We start from the raw sequence: 24,368 nt of genomic DNA, 5'->3' as shown, positions 1-24,368 counted from the left end.
CGGGGCTCTCGGCGTCAAAGGCTCGCGAGGATGTCCTTCATCTCCGCGATCTCGGCCGTCTGGGCGTCGACGATGTCCTGCGCGAGCGCCACGGCATCGGCGTTCTCGCCGTCCGCGAGCTGCACCTCCGCCATCTCCACCGCGCCCTCGTGGTGCACGATCATCTGCTCCAGGAACAGCCGCGACGCCTCGGGCCCGGTCGCGGCCTCGAGCGCGGCGAGGTCGTCGTCGCTCATCATGCCGTCGCCGTGGTCCATGGCGCCGGCGTCGGCCGCGTCGACACCCCAGTCGTCGAGCCAGCCCTGCAGCTGCTCGATCTCGGGCCCCTGCGCGGCCGTGATGCGTTCGGCGAGGTCGACCACGCGCGGGTCGACGCCGTCCTTCGCGAGCACGATGTCGGACATCTCGACCGCCTGCTGGTGGTGCACGATCATCATCGACGCGAACATCGCATCCGCGTCGTTCGCCCCGGCGGCCGGGGCGTCACTCGGGGAGTGGTCCATGCCGGAGTGGTCGGCGGGGCCCGCAGGCTCGCTCGACGCGCAGCCGGCGAGCGCGAGCGACCCCGCGATCACGAGGGCGGCCGCGGTACGTGTGGTTCGATTCTTCATGGGTCTCTCTTCTCGGTCTTCTCGATCGGATGGGCGAACGCGGTCGCGGTCGCCCCGGGCGCACGACGGCGCCTCAGGTCCGACTGATGCAGAGCACGTGAAGAGACGGAGGTCGCGGGATCGGCAGGGTGCCGCGCGCGCGGAGGACGACCGTGGCCGCCGGTGCCGCGAGGGCCGGGGACTCCCGGTGGCGCAGGAGCAGGAGGAGCCCGCCGAGCAGGGCCAGCACGCACGCGGCGGCGCCGTCCGCTCCGCCGGCCGACGGCGCGGCGAGGTCGTGCGACGGCGGGGTGCTGCCCTCGTGCGAGGCGAGCGGCGCGGCGCGGTCGCCGCGGTCGTGGGCCGCGGAGCCCGGGCGGTCGTGGGCGGCGTCGCCCTGGGACGCCGTCGCGACGACCGCGGCGCGACCGGGGCCGTGCGCCCCGGCGGTGCCGTGCAACCCGAGCGCGTGCATGCCGAGCAGCCCGAGCAGCACTCCGCCCGCGAGCACCACCGCGAGCAGTGCCCCGCGCAGCGCCCGTCGATCGGTCATGCCCCGATACTACCCGCAGGGGGTATAGGTATTCGGGGCATGTTCAGCGGACGACGCCCGCGCGGGCCAGCAGCCTCCGCACCGCGATCACGACCCCGGCGACCGCGACCTCCCCGACCACGCGCGCGGCCAGCGTCGCCACGAGCACGGCGGGCACCAGGTGCTCCGGCGAGAACACCGGCAGCGCGACCAGGAACAGCGCGATCCCCGCGACGGCCCCGGCCGCCAGGATCCGCCCTGCCCCCACCCGAGCGTCGCGCCGCAGCGGGAGCACGAGGTCGAGCACCAGACCGCCGAGCAGGAGCGGGACCAGCCCGAGTGGTCCGATCGGCGACACCGCGACCGTGAGCGCCCCGGCCACGAACGCCGTCAGCGTGGCGGCGCCCGGCGTGCGCGTGACCACGCGCGCCAGGAACGGCAGGGCCGTGTGCACGGCGGCGACCAGGGCGTAGGCCGGGGGCGAGGCGGCCGCGAGCACTCCGGTGACGGGAACGACCGCGAGGAACACGAGCGCCTGGATCGCACCGAGCGCCGCACTCACCAGCAGGGCGCTGGTCGGCACGCGTCGCACCGTCTTCGCCCGCCCGTCCGTCACGTCTCCGAGCCTAGAGGCCACGGCGGCCGGCCGATCACCGACGTCGCCGCGGCGTCATGTCACCCGCCCGATCGTCATTTCGGAATATTGTGGAGGCGGGGACCTGGGGAGGGGACATGACGGATTCCGTCGCGCGTGAGAGCAGGCATCTGCCGCGCGTCTCGACGAACGTGATCGGGCGACCGCGGCTCAACGCAGCCCTCGAGACGGACACCCCGCTCACGCTGCTCCGCGGGGCATCGGGCTCGGGCAAGACCACCGCGGTGGTCGGCTGGGCGTTCGTCACCTCGTCCCGCGTGGTCTGGCTCACCGTGACCCGCGGGCGTGAGAGCAGCTCCGACCTCGCGCTGGCCCTGCTGCGCGCCCTTCGCGAACAGGCGCCAGAGGGCAGGGCTCCCGCAGACCCCCCGACGGAGCCACCCGGAGAGCTGTGGGCCGCGGTCACCGAGCATCTGTGCCCGCTCACGGAGCCGCTGGTGATCGTGCTCGACGACGCCGCCGCGCTCGACCGCGAGAGCGTGTTCGACCTGTGTCGCACGATCGCCGCGCTCCCGCTCGTGCGACTCGTCGTCGCGACCAACCGGCCCAGTCCCTTCGACAGCGCCGGGCTGCGCCTGGTGATCGACACCGCGCTTCTCGGCCCGCAGGAGCTCATGTTCGACCACGACGAGATCCGCGCGATGCTCGACCCCGCCGTCGACGATGACACGGTCCAGGCGATCCAGGAGGCGACGGGCGGCTTCCCCGCGGCCGTCCGGGCGGCGGCACTGCACGGGGGCGGGTCGGCCGTCGTCGAGGCGGCATCCACGACGATCGAGGACTACCTCCGGGCTCGCATCGAGCGGGGCGACTTCGCCGAGCGGACCCTCGACGATCTCGTCCGGCTCAGCATCACCGACGCCGTCGACACCCCCCTCGCTGCCGCACTGACGGGCAACCCCGACATCGTGAACGCCCTCGAGGAATCCGAGGTGTTCGGCTTCGGGCACTGGGAGCCCGGTGAGCCCCGCCTGTTCCGGCTGGCCCCGCACGCCCGCACCCTGCTGCGCCGCGAGCTCCGCCGCACACACCCGGCCGAGATCCCCCGGTTGCGGCGCCTCGCAGTGGAGGGCGCCGTGCGGCGGGGCGCTCCGTTCGAGGGGCTGCGTCTGGCCGTGGAAGAGGACGACCTCGCCCTCGCGGCACACGTGATCATGTCGGGATGGAGCCACCTGCTCGACCACGACGGCAGGGCGGTCGTGCGACTGCTCGGCGACCTCCCGATCGCACGCCTCAAGCAGGAGCCGCTCGTGGCGATGCTCCTCGGCATCTGCCTCAACGCCAACCGGCTGCGCCGCCTACGCGGACTCCAGCTCCTGCGCCTGGCGGTCTCGGCAGCGAACGGGCGGAAGACCCGCCTCTCGGCGACCGAGCGCCTCTTCATCTGGACGGCCGAGAGCGCGGCCCTGCGGGTCATCGGCATGCCCGACCGGGCGGGACAGGTCGCGGCCCGTGCGCTCGCGCTGTTCACGGAGACCCCCGAGAGCGAGTGGCACCGCTACGCCCGGGAGATGCCGCTGCTGTGCACCCACCTCGCGCTGTCGCTGTACTACGGAGGCCGCCGCGAACAGGCGGTGGGGCTCTTGGAGGAGGCCGCGGCTCTCGCCGGTGCGCAGGGCACCGGCAACGGGTTCCACGCCATGAGCCTGCTCGCCGGGATCCACGCCAGGGCCGGAGACCTCCCCGAGGCGCGGCACTTCGTCGGCCTCCTCCGCGACGGCGGTCACAGCCAGGAGCTGCTCGACGGCTACCGCGGCACGTTCTACCGCGTGGCCGAGGCGATGCTCGCGGTCGAGGACGGCGACCTCCACGCCGCGAAACAGCACGTGCGGGCGTTCCTCCCCCACCGGGCGACGAGCGAGCACTGGACGACCATGGCCGCCGTGGAGGCGTGGATCGCGCTGCACGACGGCGACGCCGCGGGCGGCCTCGAACGCCTGGAGTCCTTCGCCAGGATGCGGGGACGCGAGGGGGCAACACCCCACGCACGCCAGGCCCTCAGCCGCCCGCGGATCCTGCTGCACCTCGCGCTCGGCGACGTCCGGGCCGCCCGCAGCATCAAGCAGCGCGACGCGCCGGGCGACCGCTTCGCGACGCTGCTGGAACGCGCCAGGGTGGCCCTGGTCGACGGTCGTGCGCCGGAGGCGGTGCGCATGCTGGCGCAGACGCGGCTCCAGCCGACCACGTCTCGCGAACGCGCGGAGGCCGCGGCCGTGCAGAGCGCCGCCCTGCACCGCGTGACCCCGGCCGCCGCGCAGCCGACCACCGACGCGCTGGCCGCGCAGCTCGCCGACCGGGAGCTGCGGACCCCGATCGCCCTGCTCGGCGCCGAGGACTTCGCGGCCGTGCGCGCCGACCTGGCCCCCCTCGGCGGCGCGCCCCTGCCCACTCGTTCCGCGCTGCCGTCGTTCGCGACGCGGCCGCGACTGTCGTCCCGCGAGCAGGTCGTGCTGCACGCCCTCACCTCGGGGGCGGCGCTGCCGGACATCGCCGCCGAGCTGAGCGTGTCGCCGAACACCCTCAAGACCCAGCTGCGCAGCATCTACCGCAAGCTCGACGCGGCCAATCGCACCGAGGCGCTGGAGCAGGCCGCCCGGCACGGACTGCTCCCCGACTGATCCCGAGGGCTCCCGGCCGCGCGTGGGGCGGCGGCCGGGAGCCGGCGGGGGGTCGTCAGGCCTGCATGCGGCGACGGCGCACGATCAGCAGCGCGGCTCCAGCGAGCAGCAGGGTGATCGCGAGGGCCAGGACCCAGGGCGCCAGCTGTCCGCCGGTGACGGCGAGCGGCGTCAGCACCCGGTTCTCGGTCGTGCCGGCGGGCGGGGTGATCGTCTCCCCTCCGGGCGGCGTGGCCGAGGCGACGGCCACGTTCCGCAGCGAGGCGCCAGCCGCGTCGGCGTGCACGGTCACGGCGTAGGTGATCACGACGCTCTCCCCCTCCGCGAGACTGCCCGTCCAGCGCAGCGCCGTCCCGTCGATCACGGGGGCGGCCACCTCGCGATCACCCACCGTGGCCGTCGCCGTGCCGCGCAGGTCGGCGTGCCGCAGCACTCCGGCCAGGTCGTCCCGCACGACCACCTCGTCCAGCCCGGTCTCGCCGGTGTTGGTGCCGGTGAGCGTGTAGGTCACGACGCTTCCCGTCGCCACGGCCGTGCCCGAACCGGGGTCCGAGGTCTTCGCGAACGTGAAGCCGGGGGTGCCGACCGGGTTCTCCGTGGTCGTCGGCGGGGGCGTGATCACCGCGCCGCCCGGAGGCGTCGCCGTGCCCTCGACCGTGTTGGCGATGGTCGCACCGCCCGCGTCTGCGTGCACGGTCACCGAGTAGGTGATGGTGACGCGCTGGCCGACCGCGAGGTCGCCCGTCCACGTCAGCTCGTCGCCGGCCACGACCGGGGCGGGCGCGACGCCGTCGACCACGGTGGCCGTCGCGTCGCCGTTGTAGTCGGCGTGCGCGAGCACGCCCGACAGGTCGTCGTCGATGCTCACGGGCGCCAGAGCCGTCTCACCCGTGTTCACGCCGGTCACGGTGTACGTGATGACGCTGCCCGGGTCGACGCGGGTGCCATCCGCGGGGTCGGCGGTCTTGCGCAGCTCGAAGCCGGGCGCGTTGACCGGGTGCCCGGTCGTGGCGGGCGGCGTCTCGATCGGCGGCACGCCCCCGGGCGGGGTCGCGGAGCCGGAGGCCCGGTTCGCCAGCACGGTGCCGCCCGCGTCGGCCGCCACGGTCACGGAGTACGTGAGGGTGACGGTCGCACCCACCGGCAGTGCACCGCTCCACGACAACCGGTCGCCCGCCACGGTGGGAGCCGTGGCCGGGACGCCGTCGATCGTGGCGGTCGCATCGCCGGTGAACGCGGCGTGGGCGAGCACGTCGGACAGGTCGTCCGTGATCGCGACGGGGTCGAGCGCCGTCTCACCCGTGTTCACGCCGGTCACCGTGTAGGTGATGACCGCGCCGGGGTCGACCGCGGTGCCCGTCGCCGGGTCCGCGCTCTTCGACAGCGAGAAGCCCGGACGGTTCACCGGCGTGGTCGTGGTGCCGGGAGGCGGCGTGATGACGGAGCCGCCGGGCGGCGTGGCAGACGCGGTCGCCGCGTTCTCGATCACGGTGCCGACGCCTTCTGCGGTCACAGTCACGGAGTAGGTGACGGTCACGGTCTCCCCGACCGCGAGCGACCCGCTCCAGGCGAGTGTCGCGCCGTCGACGGTCACGGCACCCGCGGACGCGCCGCCGATGGTCGCGACGGCGTCGCCGTTGTACGCCGCCGAGGGCAGCACGCCGGACAGGTCGTCCGTGATCGCGACCGGGTCGAGCACGGTCTCGCCGGTGTTCGCGGCGGTCAGCGTGTAGGTCAGCACGGTGCCGGGGTCGACGGCGGTGCCCGTGGCGGGGTCGACCGTCTTCGCGAACGTGAAGCCGGGCTCGTTCACCGGGTGCTCCGTGGTGGCGGGCGGCGGCGTGATCGGCGTGCCAGGCGTGGTCGGGCTGTCGGGGTCGCTCGGATCCGTGGGGATCAGCGGGGTCGCGGCGCCCGTGGCGGTGTTGGCGATGAGCTCGCCGCCCGCGGTGGCGTCGACCGTGACCGAGTAGGTGATCACCACGTCCTGCCCCGGGAGCAGTCGGCCGCTCCAGTTCAGCGTTCCGTCGGCCACGCGGACGTCGCCGCGGGTCGCGGTCGCATCGTCGTTCGAGCTCGCGTGGGCCAGCACGTCGCGCAGGTCGTCCGTGATCGTCGCCGGGTCGAGCACGGTGTCGCCCGTGTTGGTGCCCGTGACGGTGTACGTGATCACGCTGCCCGGGTCGACGCGGGTGCCCGACGCGGGGTCGGCCGTCTTCGAGATCGTGAAGCCGGAGCCGAGCACGGGGTGCTCCGTGGTGGAGGTCGGCGGGACGATCGGCTCACCGGGCACCAGCGGCCCGGTCGGGTCGCCGGGGTCGGGCGTGACCGGGGTGCCGGAGCCCGCGACGGTGTTGCGGAGGATCTCGCCCGAGGCGTCCTCTCCCACGGTCACGGAGTAGGTCACGGTCACGGTCTGCCCGGGCTGGAGGGCCCCGGTCCAGGCGAGGGTGCTGCCGGTGAGGGTCGCGCCGCCCGTGGTGAGGGTCGTGCCGTCGATCGCGGTCGTGAGGTCGTCGTTGTACGCGGCGTGGGCGAGCACGCCGGAGAGGTCGTCCGTGAGCGAGGCGGGGTCGAGCGGAGTCGCGCCGGTGTTGGTGCCGGTCACGGTGTACTGGATGGTCTGGCCGGGCTCGACCGTGCTGCCCGAGGCGGGCGACGAGGTCTTGACGAGCTCGAAGCCGGCGACGGGGTGCTCGGTCGTGACGGCCGGGGGGACGATCGGGTCGAAGCCGCCGGGGGGCGTGCCCGACGCGGTGACGCTGTTGGCGATGCGCTCGCCCTCCACGCCCTCGTCGACGATCACCGAGTAGGTCACGGTCAGCACCTGTCCGGGCTCGAGCGCACCGCTCCAGGCGAGCTCGTCGCCCGCGACGCTCGCGGCGCCCGAGGTCACCGGGTCGCCGTCGATCGCGGTCGCCACGTCGCCCTGGTAGGTCGCGACGGCGCGCACGCCGGACAGGTCGTCGCTCACGGTCACCGGGTCGAGGCGCGTGTTGCCGGTGTTCTCCGCCTCGACCGTGTAGGTGACGCGCTGCCCCGCGGTCACGGCGGTGCCGTTCGCGGGATCCGAGGTCTTGCGCAGGGCCAGGCCGGGTGCGAGGCGCAGGTTCGTGTACGTGCAGGTGACGTCGGTGCCCAGCGGACCGGATGGCTGGGTGACCTGGCCGTCGGCGGTCACCGCGACCGGGGTCGTCGAGCCGTCGGGGTTGACCTGCACGCAGACCAGGGACGCGTCGTAGCGGGTCGGGTCGGTCGTGCCGGCGGGCGACTCGGAGAGCTGGAAGGTGTCGCCCTGGTTGGTGAACACCGGACCCGCGTAGTCGGGCTGCAGGCCGGGCTGCGCGCCACGCGTCGTGGCATCGGTCTGCGGCACCTGGTAGCCGGTGGGCGACTGCACGCGCAGCGCGAACTGGTCGGTGTCGGCCTGGCGCCCGTTCGGGAGGTCCTTCTTGAGCGTGAGGGTGTTGGGGAACGTGCAGCTGGCCATGTCGGTGGGTCCGAAGTTCCCCAGCGACGTGGTGTTCACGGTCGCCCCACGGGGCAGGTCCACCTCGATGATGCGGTTGCCGCCGCCGGACACCGACACGAAGATGTGCCCGAGGTTGCCGAACGCGATGCCGTTGCCCTGCACGCCCGCGCCCATGTCGTGCACCTGCTTGGCGTCGATCGTGGCGGTGCTCGGCTGCAGCGTGCTCGGCAGGTCGGACGAGTAGATGTAGTTGTCGGCCACGAGCACGAGCTGACCGGAGGCGCTGAAGGCCATGTCGCCGTTGGCGCCGAACGCGCTGCTGCCGGTGGTCGGGCGCAGCGTGCCGACCTGCACGTAGGTCTGCGGGGTGACGTTCTCGTTCCACGCGTACAGGTTGATGGCGCCGTTGATCGTGCCGCTGGCGAAGTAGTACACGCCGGTGACGGGGTGCACGGCGCCGCGCAGGACCGAGGAGTTGAGCGAGAACGAGGTGCGCGTGGTGGTGTCGGTCACGCGGTCGTGCTTCGCGAGCATCTTGCTGCCGGCGGCGTTCGTGACGGTGTACGCGTAGCGTCCGTTGGACGAGAGCCCGAGCGCGTTGTTGGAGTGGTTCGCGCCGAGGTTGATGCTGCTGAGCGTGCCGCCGTCGCCGGGGGCGCCGCCCTGCTCGTTCACCGCGAACTCGCGCACCTCGGAGGTGCTCTGCACGTACACCGCTCCCGGCGTGCAGAGGAACGGCTCGGCTGCTGCGGCCGGCGCCGCGGTGAGCGTGCCGCCCACCACGATCATCGACGAGGCGACGAGCGCGGTGCTCACCACACCGCCGATCAGCTTCCTGGTCCGGCTCCAGCGGCTCGGCCGCTGCTCACGGGCATCACGGAATCCCACGACTTCACTCCCCATCCATCGCTGTCCGCGGCGCGTGCGCGCACACGGAAGCCCCGCCCCCTCAGGCGACCGCCGAGCACCATCGGGTATGGCGTACTCGGTCCGGGCCTCCGCCAGACTGCCCGGGTGCGCAGCTCCGTCCCGGCCGGACCGGGAGAATTCACCCCGCCTTTTCACCCCACCCGGCGGGCGGATCCCCCTCGCCCGATGCGGACGGAGACGCCCGCCCCGCGGACGCCCCCGTCACACCGCACTACTCGCGCGAACCGATCTCCTCGATCGGCCGACGCCGCAGCGCCGCGCCCGTCGCGACGCGGAGGGCGACCAGCGCCAGCGCCCCCATGCCGCCGATGATCGCGAGCGAGCCGAGGACCGGCATCGCGGGGACCGGCTGTCCGGAGATGCCGTAGCTCATCCCCATCAGCGGCGGGATCGCCACGAGCACGCCGAACACCATCGAGATCGCGGCGACGAGGATCGCCTCGACCCGCATGGTGGCGCGCACCTGGCCGCGGGTCGCCCCGACCAGCTGCAGCAGCGCCAGCTCGCGCGAGCGCTCACCGGTCGCCATCACGAGGGTGTTCACCACGGCGATCGCGATGTACCCGAGGATCACCAGCAGCGCGACGAGGTTCACCCAGCCCTGCTGCGAGACCGCATCCGCCCCGGCGGCCTTCTGCCCGGACGCGGGTGCGACGAGCAGCCCGCCCGCCGCGAGCGCATCGGCCGTCTGTGCCGCGTCGCCCTCCACGGACACGAGGGCGAACGCGTCGAGCCCCGCGGAGGTGTGGGCGCGCACGTGCGCGGCGTCCATGGTGAGGGCGCCGAAGCCGAGGCCCCGCTCGTAGACCGCGACCACGGTGGCGTCCAGCGCCGTGCCGTCGCCCATCGTCCCGGTGACCGTGTCGCCCAGGCCGACCCCGAGGGTGTGTGCGGTGTCGACGCTCACGGCGATGGCACGGCCGCCGTCGAGTGCCGCCAGCGCCCCCTCCTGCACCTGCAGGTCGAGCAGCCCGTCCACGGTCGCGGGGTCGACGCCCTGCAGCACGTACTCGGTGCGCTCGAGCTGGCCCTCGATGTCGCGCGAGTCGATCACGGCCGCGCTGAGCGCCACGCCCGAGGCCCCGGTCACCCCCGGTGCCTCCCGCAGCGCCTCGACCGTCGCGGGCGAGAGTCCCGCGGGCGCGGACACCCGCAGTTCCGCGGTGACGCCGTCGCGGGCCTGCTGCGCCGCCTCGTCCGCGACGATCGCCGGTCCGCCGATCTGCACCAGTCCCAGCCCGATGCCGAGCGCGATGGGGAGGATCGCGGCCGCCAGCCGTCGACTGCCCGCCGCCGTGTTGGCGGCGGCGAGGAAGCCCGCCGCCGAGAGCCGACGCAGCAGCGGGCCGACCAGCCGCACGCAGACCGCGACCAGCCACGGGCCGAGCAGCCCCAGCGCGACGATCAGCATCAGGGCGGCACCCGCCGAGGCGCCGACGGCCGCATCCCCGCGCACCACCAGCGGCACGGTCGAGACCGAGACCCCGGCGGCGGCGAACACGATCCCGGCGATGATGCGCGGCAGGCCGATGGGTCCCGGCCCGGTCGACGACTCGCGCAGCGCCTCGATGGGGTCCAGGCGCGCGGGGCGCCGCGCCGCGATCCGGGCCGCGCCCCACGCCGCGCCGAGCACCAGCAGCAGAGCACCGGCCGCGGGGATCGGGCTCACGGCGAGCGCGAAGTCGCCCGGGATCACCCCTCCGGCCACGAACGCGGTCTGCAGCACCGTCGAGAGCAGGTAGCCCGGAGCCAGGCCGAGCACCGCGGCGACCGCGGCCACCGCGAGCACCTCGCGGGCGATCAGCGCGTGCACCTGCTGCGGTGTGGCGCCCACCGCCCGGAGCAGCGCGTACTCCCGCCGTCGCGCCTGCACCGACAGCGACAGCGTGCCCGCCACGATGAACAGCGCCACGAGGATGCACGTGCCGACGAAGGCGCTGCCGATCGCGACGAGCATCGTGCGGGCGGCGCCGGAGTCGAGGAACTCCACGTCGCCGCGGGCGTCGCCGGTGCGGGCGACCACCCCGGGCAGGGTCTCGCCGATGGCGGTCGCCACGGCCTCCGCGTCCTCGCCCTCCACGAACACGCCGAGCACCTGCGGGGCGCCGCCGTGCGGGTCGAGCTCGGCGATGCGGTCGCCCGTGAGGAACACGGCCGCCCCGCGCTCGGGCGGCACGGGCGCGGTCACCACGCCCACGACGCGGTAGTCCGCCGGCACGCCGCCGTGCGCGAGGGAGAGGGTGTCGCCCACCGCGTGCCCGGAGTCCGCGGTGACCACGACCTCCTCGGCCTCGGCGGGCTCGCGGCCGTCGCTGAGCGCGAAGCCCGTGAGCGCCGTCGCCGCCCAGGGGTGCGCCTCCACGACCGCCGTCGCATCCGGGGCTCGAGGGGCGGCGAGCGGCACGGTCACGTCGGCGACCACGGCCTCGACCCCGGGCAGCTCCGCGATCTCGCGGGCGGCGTCGGCGGGCAGCGGCGCACGCTCGCGCAGTGCCACGGGCAGGTCCTCCGGCACGTCGACCTGCTGCGCGGCGCCCACCACGACCTCGGCTGCCGTGTAGCGCTGCGGGGCGAGGCCGCCGCGGATGCCCGACTCCACGAGCACGCCGAGCCCGGTGACCAGGGCGCTCGCGACGAAGATCGCCACGAACACTCCGGCGAGGCTGCGCCGGTGGTGGCGCAGGTCGGCGCGGACGAGCCGTCCGAGGCCGAGCGACGCGGCGGCCATCACCACTCCCCGAGCGTGCTCATGCGGGCGGTGATCTCCTGCGCGGTGGCGCCGTCGAGGTGTCCCGCGAACGCGCCGTCGGCGAGGAAGACCACCCGGTCCGCGTGCGAGGCGACGACGGGGTCGTGCGTGACGACGACCACGGTCTGGTGCAGTTCCCGCGCGGTGTGGGCGAGCAGGTCGAGCACCTGGGCACCCGTGCGCGAGTCGAGCGCGCCGGTCGGCTCGTCGCCGAACACCACGTGCGGGGGGGTGATGAGCGCGCGGGCGATGGCCACCCGCTGCTGCTGGCCGCCGGAGAGCTCGGCGGGTCGGCGGTGGCGTCGGTCCGCGAGCCCCACCGCGTCGAGCAGTGTCTCGAGCCACCGGTGGTCGATGGCGCGTCCGCCCAGCCGCAGCGGGAGGGTGATGTTGTCCTCCACGGTCAGCGCGGGCAGCAGGTTGTACGCCTGGAACACGAAGCCGACGTGGTCGCGGCGGAACGTCGTGAGCTGGCGCGCCTTCAGGGCGGAGATCTCGGTGCCGCCGAGGTGGACGGTGCCGCTGGTCGGACGATCGAGCCCCGCTGCACTGTGCAGCAGCGTGCTCTTGCCCGAGCCGGACGGCCCCATGATCGCCGTGAAGGAGCCCTTCGCGATGGCCAGGTTCACGCCGCGGAGAGCGGTGACGCGCGCGGCGCCGGAGCCGTACGCCTTGACGAGTCCGGAGAGGCGGAGCGCCTCGGTCGGTGCCGCCTCGACGAGCGGCGCAGGGGGTGTGGTGGTCATGCTTCGACGCTAGGAACACCGAGCGGGCGGCCCCATCCCGCCCGGTCCCCGATCGATGGTGGAGCTGGCTATACCGTGCCGCGCACTCTGCTCCGGCAGACTGGCAGGGTGAAGGATGGATGGGGGCGCCGGTGGCTGCGCGACGCCGGGTATCTGGGGGTCGAGCTCGGGGCGTCGGTCGTCTCCCTCGGGCTGTTCTGCGTGATCCTGGTGCTGTTGCCGCTCATGCTCATCACGGGCGGCGTGCTGCTGATGCCGCAGGCCGTGCAGGTGCTGCACCGGTGGAGCGACGTGAACCGGCGGCGCATCGGCCGGCGGCGGGGTGAGGAGCTTCCGCCGCTCGCACGCACGCTTCCCCGCGGCTCGACGATCGATGAGCGGCTGCGCTTCGCCTTCTCGCGCGCCACGGCCCGCGACGCCCTGTGGCTCACGGTGCACGCGTTCCCCGTGATGTGGCTGTCGCTGCTCACGCTCGCGCTTCCCGTCTCGGCCGTGAACACCCTCGCCGTCACGTGGTACTGGCAGTTCGCGCCGGCCGACGACCCGGTGGGCTCGCCGTATCCGGTCACGTCGTGGGAGCTCGCGTGGACGATGCCGCTGGTGGCCCTCGGCTACGCGATCGCCGCGGCGTTCCTGGTGCCGGCGGTCGCCCGCCTGGTCGCGTTCGTGTCGGCGACGCTGCTGGCGACGCCCGCGCGGTCACGGCTGGCGGCCAGGGTGGACGCGCTGACGCTGAGCCGGGCGGCGGCGCTCGACGCGCACGCGGCCGAGCTGCGCCGCATCGAGCGCGACCTGCACGACGGGGCGCAGAACCGGCTGGTGAACGTGGTGATGATGCTGGGGATCGCGGAGCGTGCGCAGGAGACGGGCGGCGACGTCGGAGAACCGCTGCGGCGGGCGCAGGATGCCGCGGCCGACGCCCTCGCCGGTCTGCGGCGCACGGTGCACGACATTTATCCGCCGATCCTCGACGAGCTGGGCCTGGAGGGCGCGCTCGCGTCGCTCGCCGGGCGCAGCGTCGTGCCGTGCGCGCTGGAGACCGCCGGGGTGGGCCGGGTACCGGCGGCGGTGGAGTCGGCGAGCTACTTCGTCGTGGCGGAGGCGCTGACCAACGTGAACAAGTACGCCGCGGCGACGCGCGCCACGGTGCGGGTCGAGCGGGAGGGCGAGCTGCTGCTGATCGCGGTGGAGGACGACGGCGTCGGCGGGGCGGTCGAGCGGCCGGGTGGGGGTCTCGCCGGGATCCGTCGCCGGATCGAGGCCTTCGAGGGCACGCTCGACGTGACGAGCCCGGCCGGCGGGCCGACCGTGCTGAGGACGGAGCTGCCGTGCGGATCGTGATCGCGGAGGACGACACCCTGCTGCGGGAGGGGCTGGCGCTGCTGCTGCGCAGCGAGGGCTTCGACGTGATCGGTGCCGTGCCCGACGCCGAGGGCTTCCTCGCGCTGCTCGACGATGCCGATGCGGCGGTGCTCGATGTGCGGATGCCGCCGACCTTCACGAGCGAGGGCTTGAAGGCGGCCGCCGAGGCGCGGGCCCGTCGTCCCGGCTTCCCGGTGCTGGTGCTGTCCGCCTACGTGGAGGATCGCTACGCGGGGGAACTGCTCGCCGCGGGCGCCGACGGTCTGGGCTACCTGCTGAAGGAGCGGGTGGGCAAGGTCGCGGCGTTCGTCGACGCCCTGCGCCGCGTGGCCGCCGGGGGCACCGTGATGGACCCCGAGGTGATCTCGCAGCTGCTCAGCCGCCGTCGCGCCGACGACCCCGTGCAGACCCTCACCCCCCGCGAGCGCGAGGTGCTGGGCCTCATGGCCGAGGGGCTCGACAACACCACGATCGCCGAGCGGCTGTTCGTCACGGAGACCGCCGTGAGCAAGCACATCGGCAACATCTTCGCCAAGCTCGGCCTCTCGTCGAGCGACAGCGGGCATCGCCGCGTCCTCGCCGTGCTCGCCTACCTGCGCAGCTGACCCCGTCGCACCTCTCCGAAGAAGTTCGGTATTCGGTGTTGCTAAGTACCGGTACTCAGTGTTACTTTGTACCGGTACCCAGCAACACTGAGTACTGAACCGAGAAGGAGAGGGGGACCACATGGGCAAGCAGATGACCGAGATGCTCAAGGGCACCCTGGAGGGCATCGTGCTGGCCCTCCTCGCCGAGCAGCCGGCCTACGGCTACGAGATCACCACGCGCCTGCGCGACCACGGCTTCACCGACACCGCCGAGGGCACCGTCTACGCCCTGCTGGTGCGCATCGAGCAGAAGAAGCTCGTCGACGTCGAGAAGGTGCCGAGCGAGAAGGGCCCGCCCCGCAAGGTGTACACCCTGAACGCCGCGGGCCGGCAGGAGCTGGAGGAGTTCTGGACCACCTGGAACTTCCTCACGACACACATCGAACGACTGAACACCACTCACACGAACACCCCCAGCGAGGAGAACTGACATGGCCGCCAAGTGGATCGAAGCGCTCACCGGATCGCTCGAGCAGAAGAAGCAGTACAAGCAGGCGAAGGCGCGGATCGAGGCTCTGCCCGAGCCGTACCGCACGGTCGCCAACGCCCAGCACCGCTACACGATGTACTACGGGGGGATCACCGACGGCGACACGCTGGTGCAGATCTTCCTCGACCTCGCCGACCTGTGGGAGCGCGCCGCGATCGACGGCACCCCGATCGACGACATCATCGGCGCCGACCCGGTCGAGTTCGCCGAGACCTACGCCGAGGCCTACGGGGGCACCCAGTGGGTCGACAAGGAGCGCGCCCGGCTGACCAAGGCCGTCGAGGACGCGAAGAAGAAGGAGCAGTCATGACGAACACCGCCCTCTCGGTGCGAGGCATCGAGAAGTCCTACAAAGACCTGCACGTGCTGCGCGGCGTCGACTTCGAGGTGGAGCGGGGATCGATCTTCGCCCTCCTCGGGTCGAACGGTGCCGGCAAGACCACGATGGTGCGGATCCTCTCCACGCTGCTGAAGGCCGACGCCGGCACGGCGACCGTGCAGGGCGTCGACGTCGCCGCGAACCCCCTCGGCGTGCGCGAGAAGATCAGCCTCACCGGGCAGTTCGCCGCGGTCGACGAGATCCTCACCGGGCGCGAGAACCTCGTGCTGGTCGCGAAGCTGCGGCACCTGCCCGACCCGGGCGGGGTCGCCGACCGCCTGCTGGCGACCTTCCGCCTGACGGACGCCGGTGGCCGCAAGGTCGGCACCTACTCGGGCGGCATGCGGCGGCGGCTCGACATCGCGATGAGCCTGGTCGGCGACCCCGAGGTGATCTACCTCGACGAGCCGACCACGGGCCTCGACCCCGAGGCGCGCATCGAGGTGTGGGACGTCGTGAAGCAGCTCGCGCACAGCGGCACCACGGTGCTGCTCACCACGCAGTACCTCGACGAGGCGGAGCAGCTGGCCGACCGGATCGCGATCCTGCACGAGGGCCGCATCATCGCGAACGACACCCTCGCCGGGCTGAAGCAGCTGCTCCCGCCCGCGCAGGTCGAGTACGTCGAGAAGCAGCCCACCCTCGAGGAGATCTTCCTCACCCTGATCGGACCCTCACGAAAGGACGCAGCATGAGCACGCACTTCGCCGCCGACACGGCGACCCTCACCGGCCGCTCCATGCGGCACATCTTCCGCAGCCCCGACACGATCATCACCACCGCGGTCACCCCGATCGCGCTGATGCTCCTGTTCGTGTACGTCTTCGGCGGCGCGCTCCAGCAGAGCACCGGCACCGACAACTACGTGAACTACCTGCTGCCGGGCATCCTGCTCATCGCGGTCGCGTCGGGCATCGCCTACACCGCGTTCCGGCTGTTCACCGACATGCAGAGCGGCATCTTCGAGCGGTTCCACTCCATGCCGATCGCCCGATCGAGCGTGCTGTGGGCCCACGTGCTGACGTCGCTCACGGCGAATGCGATCACCCTCGCGATCATCTTCGGCGTCGGCTTGCTGATGGGCTTCCGCACCGGGGCGAGCGTGTGGGCCTGGCTCGGAGTGATCGGCATCCTGATGCTGTTCACCCTCGCGCTGACGTGGCTGGCGATCATCGCCGGGCTGAACGCCAAGACGGTCGACGGGGCGAGCGCGTTCTCGTATCCGCTGATCTTCCTGCCGTTCATCAGCTCCGCCTTCGTGCCGACCGACACCATGCCCGCACCCGTGCAGTGGTTCGCCGACAACCAGCCGGTCACCTCGATCGTCAACACCATCCAGGCGCTGTTCGCCGAGCAGCCCGTCGGCGATGACATCTGGATCGCCCTCGCCTGGTGCGTCGGCATCCTCGTGGTCGCCTACGTGTTCGCGATCATCTCCTACCGGAAGAAGGTCAGCTGATCGTCGCCAAGCGGAACGGAACGCTCCGTCCGGGGTCTCGCACCCCGGCCGGGGCGTTTCGCTGCGCTCGGCCGCACGGTATGGCAGGCAGAGATCTCCTTCACATCATGGGGAAACCGGGTACGCGGAGACCATGAGCACGGACGCGACAGTGATCACGGCAAGACTCAGACCGATCGCCACACCACCGATCACATGCGGCGAGGCCCTCTTGATGAGTGCGATGACGAGCATGGCCACCTCGATGAGCGTGATCACGAGGAGAGCCGCCTTCGTGCCGTCGATCACGACGTTGGCGACATCGTCTCTGCATGAGAACGCGCACCCGTCCCCTCGCATCGCAGTGAGAAAGAGGAGAAGCACGCCGCCGCCGGCAACCACGATCTGAGCCGCCGCCCAGAGTCCCGCAGCGACGTACCGTCGCCGTGGGACGCGCGGGAACCGCGCCTGACTGCGGGGCTCGGTCACGAGAAGTCCGTCATCATGTGTTGGACGAACGCTCGCGGATCGGACATGTAGCTCTTATAGGAGCTATGGATCCGGCTGTCAATCGGCGCCCCCGCCTGGCATCTGGCGGCTTCGCGACCAGCCCGTCGGCGAGGACATCTGAATCGCCCGACTCCGGCCGCGCGGTCTGCAGGATCTCGCGCCCGGAAGGAGCCGAGCGCGCCGACGCTCGTTCAGGGCGGGAGGTCTCCTTCACGCCCCCGGAACGCGCCGTCCTCAGCGCAGGCCGAGCGGACCGAGGATCACACGGCGACCGCTGCGCACCCACACGGCACCGTCGGCGCGATGCTCCGCGCGGGTCGCGAAACGGTACCGGTACGACACCGCCCGCACCCATCGCGGCCGTTCACCGTGGAACGGGTCGACGCGCAGCATCCGCAGGGTCGGGCCGTCGGCCTCGAGCAGTCGCAGCAGGAACACCGTGAACCAGTCGTCCAGCGAGTGCCCGAGCGGCAGGAACCACATCAGCCAGTCCAGCCGCAGGTGGTATGGGGCGAACTGCCGCGGCACGCGCCGCACGTCTCCGGGCTTGCCGCGGAACCCGTACTCCCGCCAGTGCACCCCCTCCTCGTCGTCCGACCCCTCCACCACGATCTCGATGCGTTCCCGCGTCACCGTGCCGAAGGCGCCGTAGGCGTTGGCGAGCTGCCACCGGTGGAAACTCGCGTTCATCAGCTGCCGCCGCGCGAACAGGTTCCGCACGGCCGGCACGCTCAGCACCACGAACAGCACGCCGACGGCCGAGGTCACCACGACCCACCACAGCGGCATCCCCGACACGGTCCAGGGCAGCGCCGTCTCGGGTGCCCCCTCGGCCGCGCCCACCCCCGGCAGCCCGATCGCCGAGAAGCCGAGCACGATCGTCGCCGCGTTCAGCCACGCGAAGTTGCCGGTGAGCACGAGCCACAGCTGGGTCGCGATCACGACACCGCCGGCGACCGCGCCGACGATCTGCGGCACCGGCCCCGGCACCCACAGCGACAGGACGGGAGCGAACAGGAAGAACGGCACGACCAGCTGCGCGACGTGGTTGCCGATGACCTCCAGCCTGTGGAACCACCGCGGCAGCAGGTGCGCCTGGCGGCTGAGCGGGCCCGGCATCGGCTGCGTCTCGTGGTGGAACGTCATCGCGGTGAGGTCGCGCCACTCGCGCCCGCCGCGGATCTTGATCATCCCGGCACCGAACTCCAGGCGGAACAGCAGCCACCAGAACAGCACGATCACCACGACCGGCGGCGGCTGGTCGTTCGACCCCAGGAACGCCGCCAGGAACCCGGCCTCGAGCAGCAGCATCTCCCACCCGAAGGAGTAGAACGTCTGCCCGATGCTCACGACCGACATGTACCCGAACCACAGCGCGAGGAAGCACACCATCGGCAGCCACGGCGGCCCGAGCTGCGGCACCCCCGCGACCAGCAGCACGCCCACCGCGATCCCGGCCCACGACAGCGCCACGAGCCGCCGGTCGGTGTAGCGCCAGCGCGTGAACAGCGTGGGGTGCAGCAGCTTCCGTCGCTCGCTCTTCTGCGCGACCCAGTCGAGCAGGGCCGGGGCGGGCAGCAGTCCGTGCTCGCCGAGGAGGGCGCGGAACTGGTTGAGCGTGGAGACGAACGCGACCACGTACAGCGCCGCGATGCCCCGCTGCAAGACCTCGCGGGCGAACCCGAAGTCGACCGCCGCGAACCCGTCCACGGCCACAGGCTACGCCGGCCGCCGCACGCCGGTCAGGGGGTTGCGTCCGTCGTTCGAGGGCTGCGCTCCTCGCTCAGGCGGCCGCTGAGCGAGCGCATCGAGACGACGGGCCCGAGGCGCGTCAGTTCTGCATCGCGATCTGCTGCCCCTCGACGAGAGGGTGCACGGCGAGCGCGGTGCCGTCGAGGTCTTCACGGTGCATGTCGACCCCGGTGATCTGACTGTTCTCGTAGGTCGTGTAGTAGTAGACGCCCCGGTCGGTGTTGCAGCAGGACGAGTAGATCGTGATCTCGTACTTCTCCTCGTCGCCCACCTGCACGCACCCGCGCTGCTGGGCGACGGAGCCGAGGATCTGGAAGAACTGGCTCAGCGACTCCGACTCGGTGGTGCCGCAGACCGAGTTCATGCGGGTGAACACCGCCTTGATGAAGCGCGACGACGACGACAGGTCGCCGGGCAGCCCGATCCCGCCCATGCCGCGGCTGTACAGGTCGAGCGACTGATCCGGCGCGAACGTGTTGTCGGGCTGGCGGCGCGTGAGGTGCCGGTAGTCGTTCAGGCGGAAGCTCTGGATGTCGAACGTGGGGTTGTTCGTGAGCACGCCCCACGGGTTGTCGTACACCTTCAGTCCGTCACGCACGCTCTCCACCACGATCGAGGCGGTCCGGTCGGCGATGATCCAGTGCAGCGGCGACAGCGGGAACTCCGCGCTGAAGGAGATGTCGACGAGGCTCACGGATCGCAGCGCGTCCTTCACCTGGGCGACGGTCTCGAACTGCCCGAGCACCCAGGGGATGAACTCGAACGGGGTGATCTCCGTGCCGCCCGCTCCCTCCGCGGGGTAGAAGGCGTTGTCGGGGAAGTTGAGTCCGGCCATGCTCAGGCCCTTCTCGTTCGTGCCGTCGTAGTACAGCGGGTAGCCGTCGGAGACGGTCGCGATGCCGATGATCGCGTGGTGGGTCGACAGGGGCGGGATCCGTCGGAACTCGAAGGGGAAGTTCCGTGGTGTCACGGTGACGGTCTCGTGGTACGAGAACTCCAGATCGAGGTTGCGCCCGAAGTAGTGGTCGGCGGTGGTGAAGCTCAGTCCTGTGCACATGGTTCCCTCTCCCGTTGCCGGGGCCCGGCCGGGTCCGCGAACGGTCATGGTCGCACCTTCCCCCGCGGAGCGTAAGGGGGGTGCCACCCGCGGCGGACGAGTGCTCTACGGTGTCGCGGTGCGCTCGTCGGCGTCGCGGATCACGAACGCGACGCCCACCAGCGCCACCACCACCGCGACGATCTCCAGCACAGGGCCCAGCCCGGCCAGCGGTCCTGCGGCGCCGTGCCCGACCGCGAACGTCGAGAAGTCCCAGAACCCGTGCAGCACCATGGCCCAGATCAGGCTGCCGGTCACGCGGCGCAGGACGTAGAAGATGGTGCCGGCGCCGAAGGCGAGGAACACCTGCTGCAGCGTGGGGACGAGGGGCTGCCCGCTGAGCGCGTTGATGAGGTGCATGAGTCCGAACAGCGCGGAGGTCAGCAGCCACACCCACACCTCGGACAGGCGGCTGCGCAGCCCGACGAGCAGCAGTCCGCGCGTGGTCAGCTCCTCGGTGAAGCCGACCAGCAGCAGGACGATCGACGCGGCGAAGAAGGCGCCGTCGTAGGAGGCCCAGTCGGTGGAGGCGAGGTTCACGCCCAGGGCCACCGCCATCAGCACCGGGGCGATGATCGGCCAGCGATGCGCGGCGCGCGTCCGCTCGAACAGGGCGGGACGCCACCACCCGAGCAGGCTCGTCGTGATCGCCAGGAGCACCGCTCCGACGATGAGGGACAGGCCGGCGCCCAGGAAGAGGTCGCGTCCGCTGTCGCCGAGGGACGTGTAGGGAATGCCGGTCGCCTGCTGCACGGTGAAGACGACAGCGACGTACGCCAGGTAGATGACGAGGCCGATCCAGATCCGCGGCCGGACGCGGAGGGGTGTGGTGCTCTCGGTGGCCATCTCATCCTCGGGTGTCGCGTGCCGGGTGGGGTTCGGGTTCAGTGAAGCGCACGCCGACCCGCCACCGCAATCGCGAAGGCAAGCCCCGCCCGGGGGAGACTTCGAAGGGAGGGCCCCCGGACGGGAGCCCTCCCTTCGTGCAGAGACGGGTCAGCTCAGCTGACAGTCCAGTCGAACTGGTCGCCGTACTTCTCCAGCCACGCGTCGACCGCGTCGGCTTCCTTGCCCTCGCCGTACTCGTTGACCACGAGGTCTTCGAGCGCACCGTACTGCTCGTCGTCGAGCTTGATCTTCTCGATCAGCTCGGCCGCCTCCGGGAACTCCCCGGCGAAGCCCTTGGTGCCGAGGAAGTGCAGGCCCTCGGCCTCGCCCATCGCGCCCTTCGGGTCTTCGAGGTCCTTCACGGGGAAGGCGTCGTTGGCCCAGAACGGACGCCACAGCGTGACGACGATGTCCTCCTGCTTGTCGGTCGCGGTCTTCAGCTCGGTCAGCATCGCCGCGGTCGACGAGGTCACCAGCTCGTACTCGCCGTCGAGCCCGTACTCGGGCATCATCTTCTGCGTCTGCGCGGTGAGGCCGGCGCCCGGCTCGATGCCGTAGATCTTGCCGTCGAAGTCCGCCCCCTTGCCCGCCAGGTCTTCGATGGAGGTGAGATCGGAGTACTCCGGCACCGCCAGGGTGAGCTTGGCGTTGTCGTAGTACGCGCCGAGGTCTTCGATGTCGTCGCCGTACTTCTTCATGTACTCGGCGTGCGTGAGCTCGGGCCAGGCCGACGGATACATGTCGACGTCGCCCTGCGCGAGACCCGTGTAGAGGGGACCCGCCTCGGTGAGCGTCTTCATCTCGACCGTGTAACCGATCTTCTCCAGCTGGTCCTGCAGGAGGTACGCGGTGCTGAGGCCGTCGGTCCAGGAGGGCAGGAAGCCGAGCGTGATGGTGCCCTTGTCGTCGGCGTCGCCGCCGCCCGCGCTGGTGCCACCGGCTCCGTCGCCGCTGCATCCGGCGAGGGTGAGCGCTGCTGCGGCGCCCAGGGCGGTGAGGGTCAGGATCTTCTTCTTCATGTGCTTCTCTCTCTTGCGTTCCGTATGTGATTTCAGGAGTGCGGACGAGCCGCGGGACAGCGGGTGGGCGGCGTGCGGGATGGAGAACGGGCCGGAACCCGCCCCGATCGGGCCCCTTCCCACCCCGCACCCGCGCGTGGGCGGGGGCGGGGCGGGACGTCGCGGTGGGGTGGGGTCAGGCGCGAGTGAGCTCGGGCTCGACGGCGTCGGACGACGCGGGGGTCGCGGCGGTGGAGGTCGCGGCGGCGGCGGGCGCAGCGCCCGGTCCCGCGCCCGACCGGCGGCGCTTCCACAGGCCCCACAGCGACGAGCGGTTCTCGCCCGGGGCCCCCAGCGCGGCGGTGACCCGGTCGAGGAAGACCGCGATCAGCACGACGCCCAGACCGGCCTCGACGCCCTTCGGGATGTTGATCGTCGAGATCGCCTCGACCACCATCTTCCCGAGGCCGTCCGCTCCCGCCATACCGGCGATCACGGCCATCGACAGCGCGAGCATGATCACCTGGTTGACGCCGGCCATGATGGTCGGCATCGCCAGGGGCAGCTGGATGCCGCGGAGGATCTGGCCGGGGGTGGCGCCGAACGCATGCCCGGCCTCCACGGTCTCGGAGTCGACGCCGCGGATGCCCAGCTCGGTCAGGCGCACGCCGGGAGGCAGCGCGAAGATCACGGTCGCCACGAGTCCCGGCACCACGCCGATGCCGAAGAACACGATCGCGGGGATCAGGTACACGAACGCGGGCATGGTCTGCATGAAGTCGAGCACCGGCTTCAGGGCCGCCCGAACCGTGGCGTTGCGCGCCGACCAGATGCCCAGCGGCACCGCGATCAGCACCGCCACGATCGCCGCGACGAGCACCAGGGCGAGGGTCTGCATCGCGGGCACCCACAGGTCCATCGCCACGATCAGCAGGAACGACACGGCCGTGCCGATCGCGAGCTTCCACGACCGCACGACCCAGGCGAGCAGGGCGGCGATCACGATGATCACGGCGAAGTGCGGGGTGAGCAGCAGCCGGGTGAGGCCGTCCACGAGGAAGCTCACCACGAACGACACCACGTCGAGCAGACCGTCGAGGTTCGCGGTGATCCAGTCGACTCCGGCGGCGACCCAGTCGCCCAGGGGGATGCGGAATCCGTCCATCAGCGCACCTCCTCCGTCTCCGGTGTCGTGGGCAGCGGCTCGGCCGTCCACCCGTCGTCGAGCACCGCGTCGATCTCCGCCTGCGGCATGGGCGTCATCGGCAGCAGAATCTCCTCGGTCGAGCCGGGGCCGGGGCCGAGGGCGGCGAGCAGGGTCACGCGGGGGATCACGCCCGCCAGTCGCCCGTCGGCGTCGGTCACGGCCAGGGGCAGCGGCGACTCCACCGCGGGCACGAACAGGTTCATGAGCACGTCGTCCTCGCGCACGCTCTGCAGCACGGGCTTGATCACGGAGTCGAGTCGCGTCACCCCCTGCCGCACGAGCTTCACCGCATCGCGGTCGGTGACCACACCGAGCAGCTGGCGGTCCTTGCCGACCACGTAGGTGGCCGACATGTAGGCGTCGCGCATCTGGCGCAGGGCCGTGCGCGGGCCGGCGGTCTCGGCGACCACGGGGCGCGGGCGCTCCATGACGTTCGCGGCGGTGAGCACGCGGGCACGGTCCACATCCTGCACGAACTGCTCGACGTAGTCGTTCGCGGGGTCCATCAGGATGTCCTCCGGCGTGCCGATCTGCACGATGCGCCCGTCGCGCATCACGGCGATCCGGTCGCCGAGGAACATGGCCTCGTTGAGGTCGTGCGTGATGAAGACGATGGTCTTGTGCAGCTTCTGCTGGAGCTCCAGCAGCTGCTCCTGCATCTCGCGGCGGATCAGCGGGTCGAGCGCGCTGAACGCCTCGTCCATCAGCAGGATGTCGCTGTCGGCGGCGAGCGCGCGGGCGATGCCGACGCGCTGCTGCATGCCGCCGGAGAGCTCGGACGGCAGCTTGTCGCCCTGGCCCTCGAGGCCCACGAGCGCGAGGATCTCCTCGGCCTTCGCCTGCCGCTCGGCCGCCGCGACGCCCTTGAGCTCGAGCGGGTAGGCCACGTTCGCGGCCACCGTGCGGTGCGGCAGCAGGGCGAAGTGCTGGAAGACCATCGAGATGCGGTCGCGGCGGATCTCACGCAGACGACCCGCGGGGATGCCCGTGATGGTGTCGCCGCCGACCGTGACGGTGCCGTCGGTGATGTCGTGCAGGCCGTTGAGCATGCGGATGATGGTGGACTTGCCCGATCCGGACAGGCCCATGATGACGAAGATCTCACCGCGGTTCACGGTGAAGCTGGCGTCGATGACGGCGGCGGTGCCCGCGTCGGCGACGGCCGCGCGGCTCTCACCCGCCTTCAGTCGGCGGACGGCGGCGTTCGGATTCCTCCCGAACACCTTGTACAGATGGCGCGCTTCGAGTGCGATGTCGGACACGTTTCCCCTGCGGCTCGGCCTCGGGTGGCTGAGCCTGCTTCGGTCAC

Annotated in this window: 20 protein-coding genes; 7 read left to right on the top strand and 13 right to left on the bottom strand. The window is 72.0% G+C overall.

What is annotated here, in order from left to right:
- Window positions 1-14: 14 nt before the first annotated feature.
- The 3 genes from ACFWCH_RS06425 to ACFWCH_RS06415 form a co-directional block, all read right to left on the bottom strand.
- Window positions 15-611, bottom strand: coding sequence for a DUF305 domain-containing protein (locus tag ACFWCH_RS06425; RefSeq protein ID WP_136030517.1), 597 nt, complete (start codon window positions 609-611; stop codon window positions 15-17).
- A gap of 73 nt (window positions 612-684) precedes the next feature.
- Window positions 685-1,143, bottom strand: coding sequence for a hypothetical protein (locus ACFWCH_RS06420; RefSeq protein ID WP_378803157.1), 459 nt, complete (start codon window positions 1,141-1,143; stop codon window positions 685-687).
- A gap of 43 nt (window positions 1,144-1,186) precedes the next feature.
- The gene (locus tag ACFWCH_RS06415) at window positions 1,187-1,738 is read right to left on the bottom strand and encodes an ECF transporter S component (protein ID WP_168442881.1); all 552 of its coding nucleotides are present in this window, start codon (window positions 1,736-1,738) and stop codon (window positions 1,187-1,189) included.
- 116 nt (window positions 1,739-1,854) lie between these two features.
- On the opposite strand from ACFWCH_RS06415, the gene ACFWCH_RS06410 reads away from it, so the two are divergent.
- Window positions 1,855-4,395, top strand: a complete 2,541-nt coding sequence (locus tag ACFWCH_RS06410; RefSeq protein ID WP_378803156.1) for a LuxR C-terminal-related transcriptional regulator — start codon at window positions 1,855-1,857, stop codon at window positions 4,393-4,395.
- 55 nt (window positions 4,396-4,450) lie between these two features.
- Here the strand turns inward: ACFWCH_RS06410 and ACFWCH_RS06405 are convergent, their stop codons facing one another.
- From ACFWCH_RS06405 to ACFWCH_RS06395, 3 genes are all read right to left on the bottom strand, one after another.
- Complete coding sequence (locus ACFWCH_RS06405; protein WP_378803155.1) at window positions 4,451-8,755, bottom strand: isopeptide-forming domain-containing fimbrial protein; 4,305 nt, start codon at window positions 8,753-8,755, stop codon at window positions 4,451-4,453.
- Between the two features lie 253 nt (window positions 8,756-9,008).
- Window positions 9,009-11,525, bottom strand: a complete 2,517-nt coding sequence (locus tag ACFWCH_RS06400; RefSeq protein WP_378803154.1) for an FtsX-like permease family protein — start codon at window positions 11,523-11,525, stop codon at window positions 9,009-9,011.
- Window positions 11,525-12,292: an ABC transporter ATP-binding protein gene (locus tag ACFWCH_RS06395; RefSeq protein ID WP_378803153.1), complete on the bottom strand. Its 768-nt coding sequence runs from the start codon at window positions 12,290-12,292 to the stop codon at window positions 11,525-11,527. The genes ACFWCH_RS06400 and ACFWCH_RS06395 overlap by 1 nt, the downstream gene beginning before the upstream one ends.
- 108 nt (window positions 12,293-12,400) lie before the next feature.
- Here ACFWCH_RS06395 and ACFWCH_RS06390 point away from each other — a divergent pair, with 108 nt between their 5' ends.
- The 6 genes from ACFWCH_RS06390 (at window position 12,401) to ACFWCH_RS06365 (ending at window position 16,629) form a co-directional block, all read left to right on the top strand.
- Window positions 12,401-13,633 (top strand): sensor histidine kinase, encoded by a 1,233-nt coding sequence (locus ACFWCH_RS06390; RefSeq protein ID WP_378803152.1) that lies wholly within the window; start codon window positions 12,401-12,403, stop codon window positions 13,631-13,633.
- Window positions 13,621-14,259, top strand: coding sequence for a response regulator transcription factor (locus tag ACFWCH_RS06385; protein ID WP_136032203.1), 639 nt, complete (start codon window positions 13,621-13,623; stop codon window positions 14,257-14,259). The genes ACFWCH_RS06390 and ACFWCH_RS06385 overlap by 13 nt, the downstream gene beginning before the upstream one ends.
- 121 nt (window positions 14,260-14,380) lie before the next feature.
- A complete protein-coding gene (locus ACFWCH_RS06380) occupies window positions 14,381-14,731 on the top strand; it encodes a PadR family transcriptional regulator (protein WP_136032205.1) in 351 nt (116 codons plus the stop codon).
- Between the two features lies 1 nt (window position 14,732).
- Window positions 14,733-15,101 carry a DUF1048 domain-containing protein gene (locus ACFWCH_RS06375; protein WP_136032206.1) on the top strand — a complete coding sequence of 123 codons (369 nt, stop codon included), beginning with the start codon at window positions 14,733-14,735 and terminating at the stop codon, window positions 15,099-15,101.
- Window positions 15,098-15,865: an ABC transporter ATP-binding protein gene (locus ACFWCH_RS06370; RefSeq protein WP_136045059.1), complete on the top strand. Its 768-nt coding sequence runs from the start codon at window positions 15,098-15,100 to the stop codon at window positions 15,863-15,865. Before ACFWCH_RS06375 ends, ACFWCH_RS06370 begins: the two co-directional genes overlap by 4 nt.
- Entirely contained in the window at window positions 15,862-16,629 is a 768-nt protein-coding gene (locus ACFWCH_RS06365) for an ABC transporter permease (protein WP_378803151.1), read from the top strand. The genes ACFWCH_RS06370 and ACFWCH_RS06365 overlap by 4 nt, the downstream gene beginning before the upstream one ends.
- 105 nt (window positions 16,630-16,734) lie before the next feature.
- Here ACFWCH_RS06365 and ACFWCH_RS06360 read toward each other — a convergent pair whose 3' ends face one another.
- The 7 genes from ACFWCH_RS06360 to ACFWCH_RS06330 all read right to left on the bottom strand — a co-directional run bounded on the left by ACFWCH_RS06360 (window position 16,735) and on the right by ACFWCH_RS06330 (window position 24,321).
- Window positions 16,735-17,097, bottom strand: a complete 363-nt coding sequence (locus ACFWCH_RS06360) for a hypothetical protein (RefSeq protein ID WP_378803150.1) — start codon at window positions 17,095-17,097, stop codon at window positions 16,735-16,737.
- 255 nt (window positions 17,098-17,352) lie between these two features.
- Window positions 17,353-18,828, bottom strand: coding sequence for a lipase maturation factor family protein (locus tag ACFWCH_RS06355; protein WP_378803149.1), 1,476 nt, complete (start codon window positions 18,826-18,828; stop codon window positions 17,353-17,355).
- Window positions 18,829-18,949: 121 nt separating this feature from the next.
- The gene (gene bsh / locus ACFWCH_RS06350) at window positions 18,950-19,927 is read right to left on the bottom strand and encodes a choloylglycine hydrolase (RefSeq protein ID WP_136032217.1); all 978 of its coding nucleotides are present in this window, start codon (window positions 19,925-19,927) and stop codon (window positions 18,950-18,952) included.
- A 105-nt stretch (window positions 19,928-20,032) separates the two neighbouring features.
- Window positions 20,033-20,812, bottom strand: coding sequence for a CPBP family intramembrane glutamic endopeptidase (locus tag ACFWCH_RS06345; protein WP_247638098.1), 780 nt, complete (start codon window positions 20,810-20,812; stop codon window positions 20,033-20,035).
- Between the two features lie 155 nt (window positions 20,813-20,967).
- Complete coding sequence (locus ACFWCH_RS06340; protein WP_247638097.1) at window positions 20,968-21,873, bottom strand: glycine betaine ABC transporter substrate-binding protein; 906 nt, start codon at window positions 21,871-21,873, stop codon at window positions 20,968-20,970.
- Between the two features lie 175 nt (window positions 21,874-22,048).
- Complete coding sequence (locus tag ACFWCH_RS06335) at window positions 22,049-23,017, bottom strand: proline/glycine betaine ABC transporter permease (RefSeq protein WP_206252067.1); 969 nt, start codon at window positions 23,015-23,017, stop codon at window positions 22,049-22,051.
- The gene (locus ACFWCH_RS06330) at window positions 23,017-24,321 is read right to left on the bottom strand and encodes a glycine betaine/L-proline ABC transporter ATP-binding protein (RefSeq protein ID WP_136032223.1); all 1,305 of its coding nucleotides are present in this window, start codon (window positions 24,319-24,321) and stop codon (window positions 23,017-23,019) included. Before ACFWCH_RS06330 ends, ACFWCH_RS06335 begins: the two co-directional genes overlap by 1 nt.
- Window positions 24,322-24,368 lie beyond the last annotated feature (47 nt).

It is taken from the genome of Microbacterium sp. NPDC060132 (genome assembly GCF_042729675.1).
Classification (GTDB): domain Bacteria; phylum Actinomycetota; class Actinomycetes; order Actinomycetales; family Microbacteriaceae; genus Microbacterium; species Microbacterium sufflavum.
Note: the sequence above shows the minus strand (reverse complement) of the source record. Positions and strands in the feature narration are given on the sequence as shown.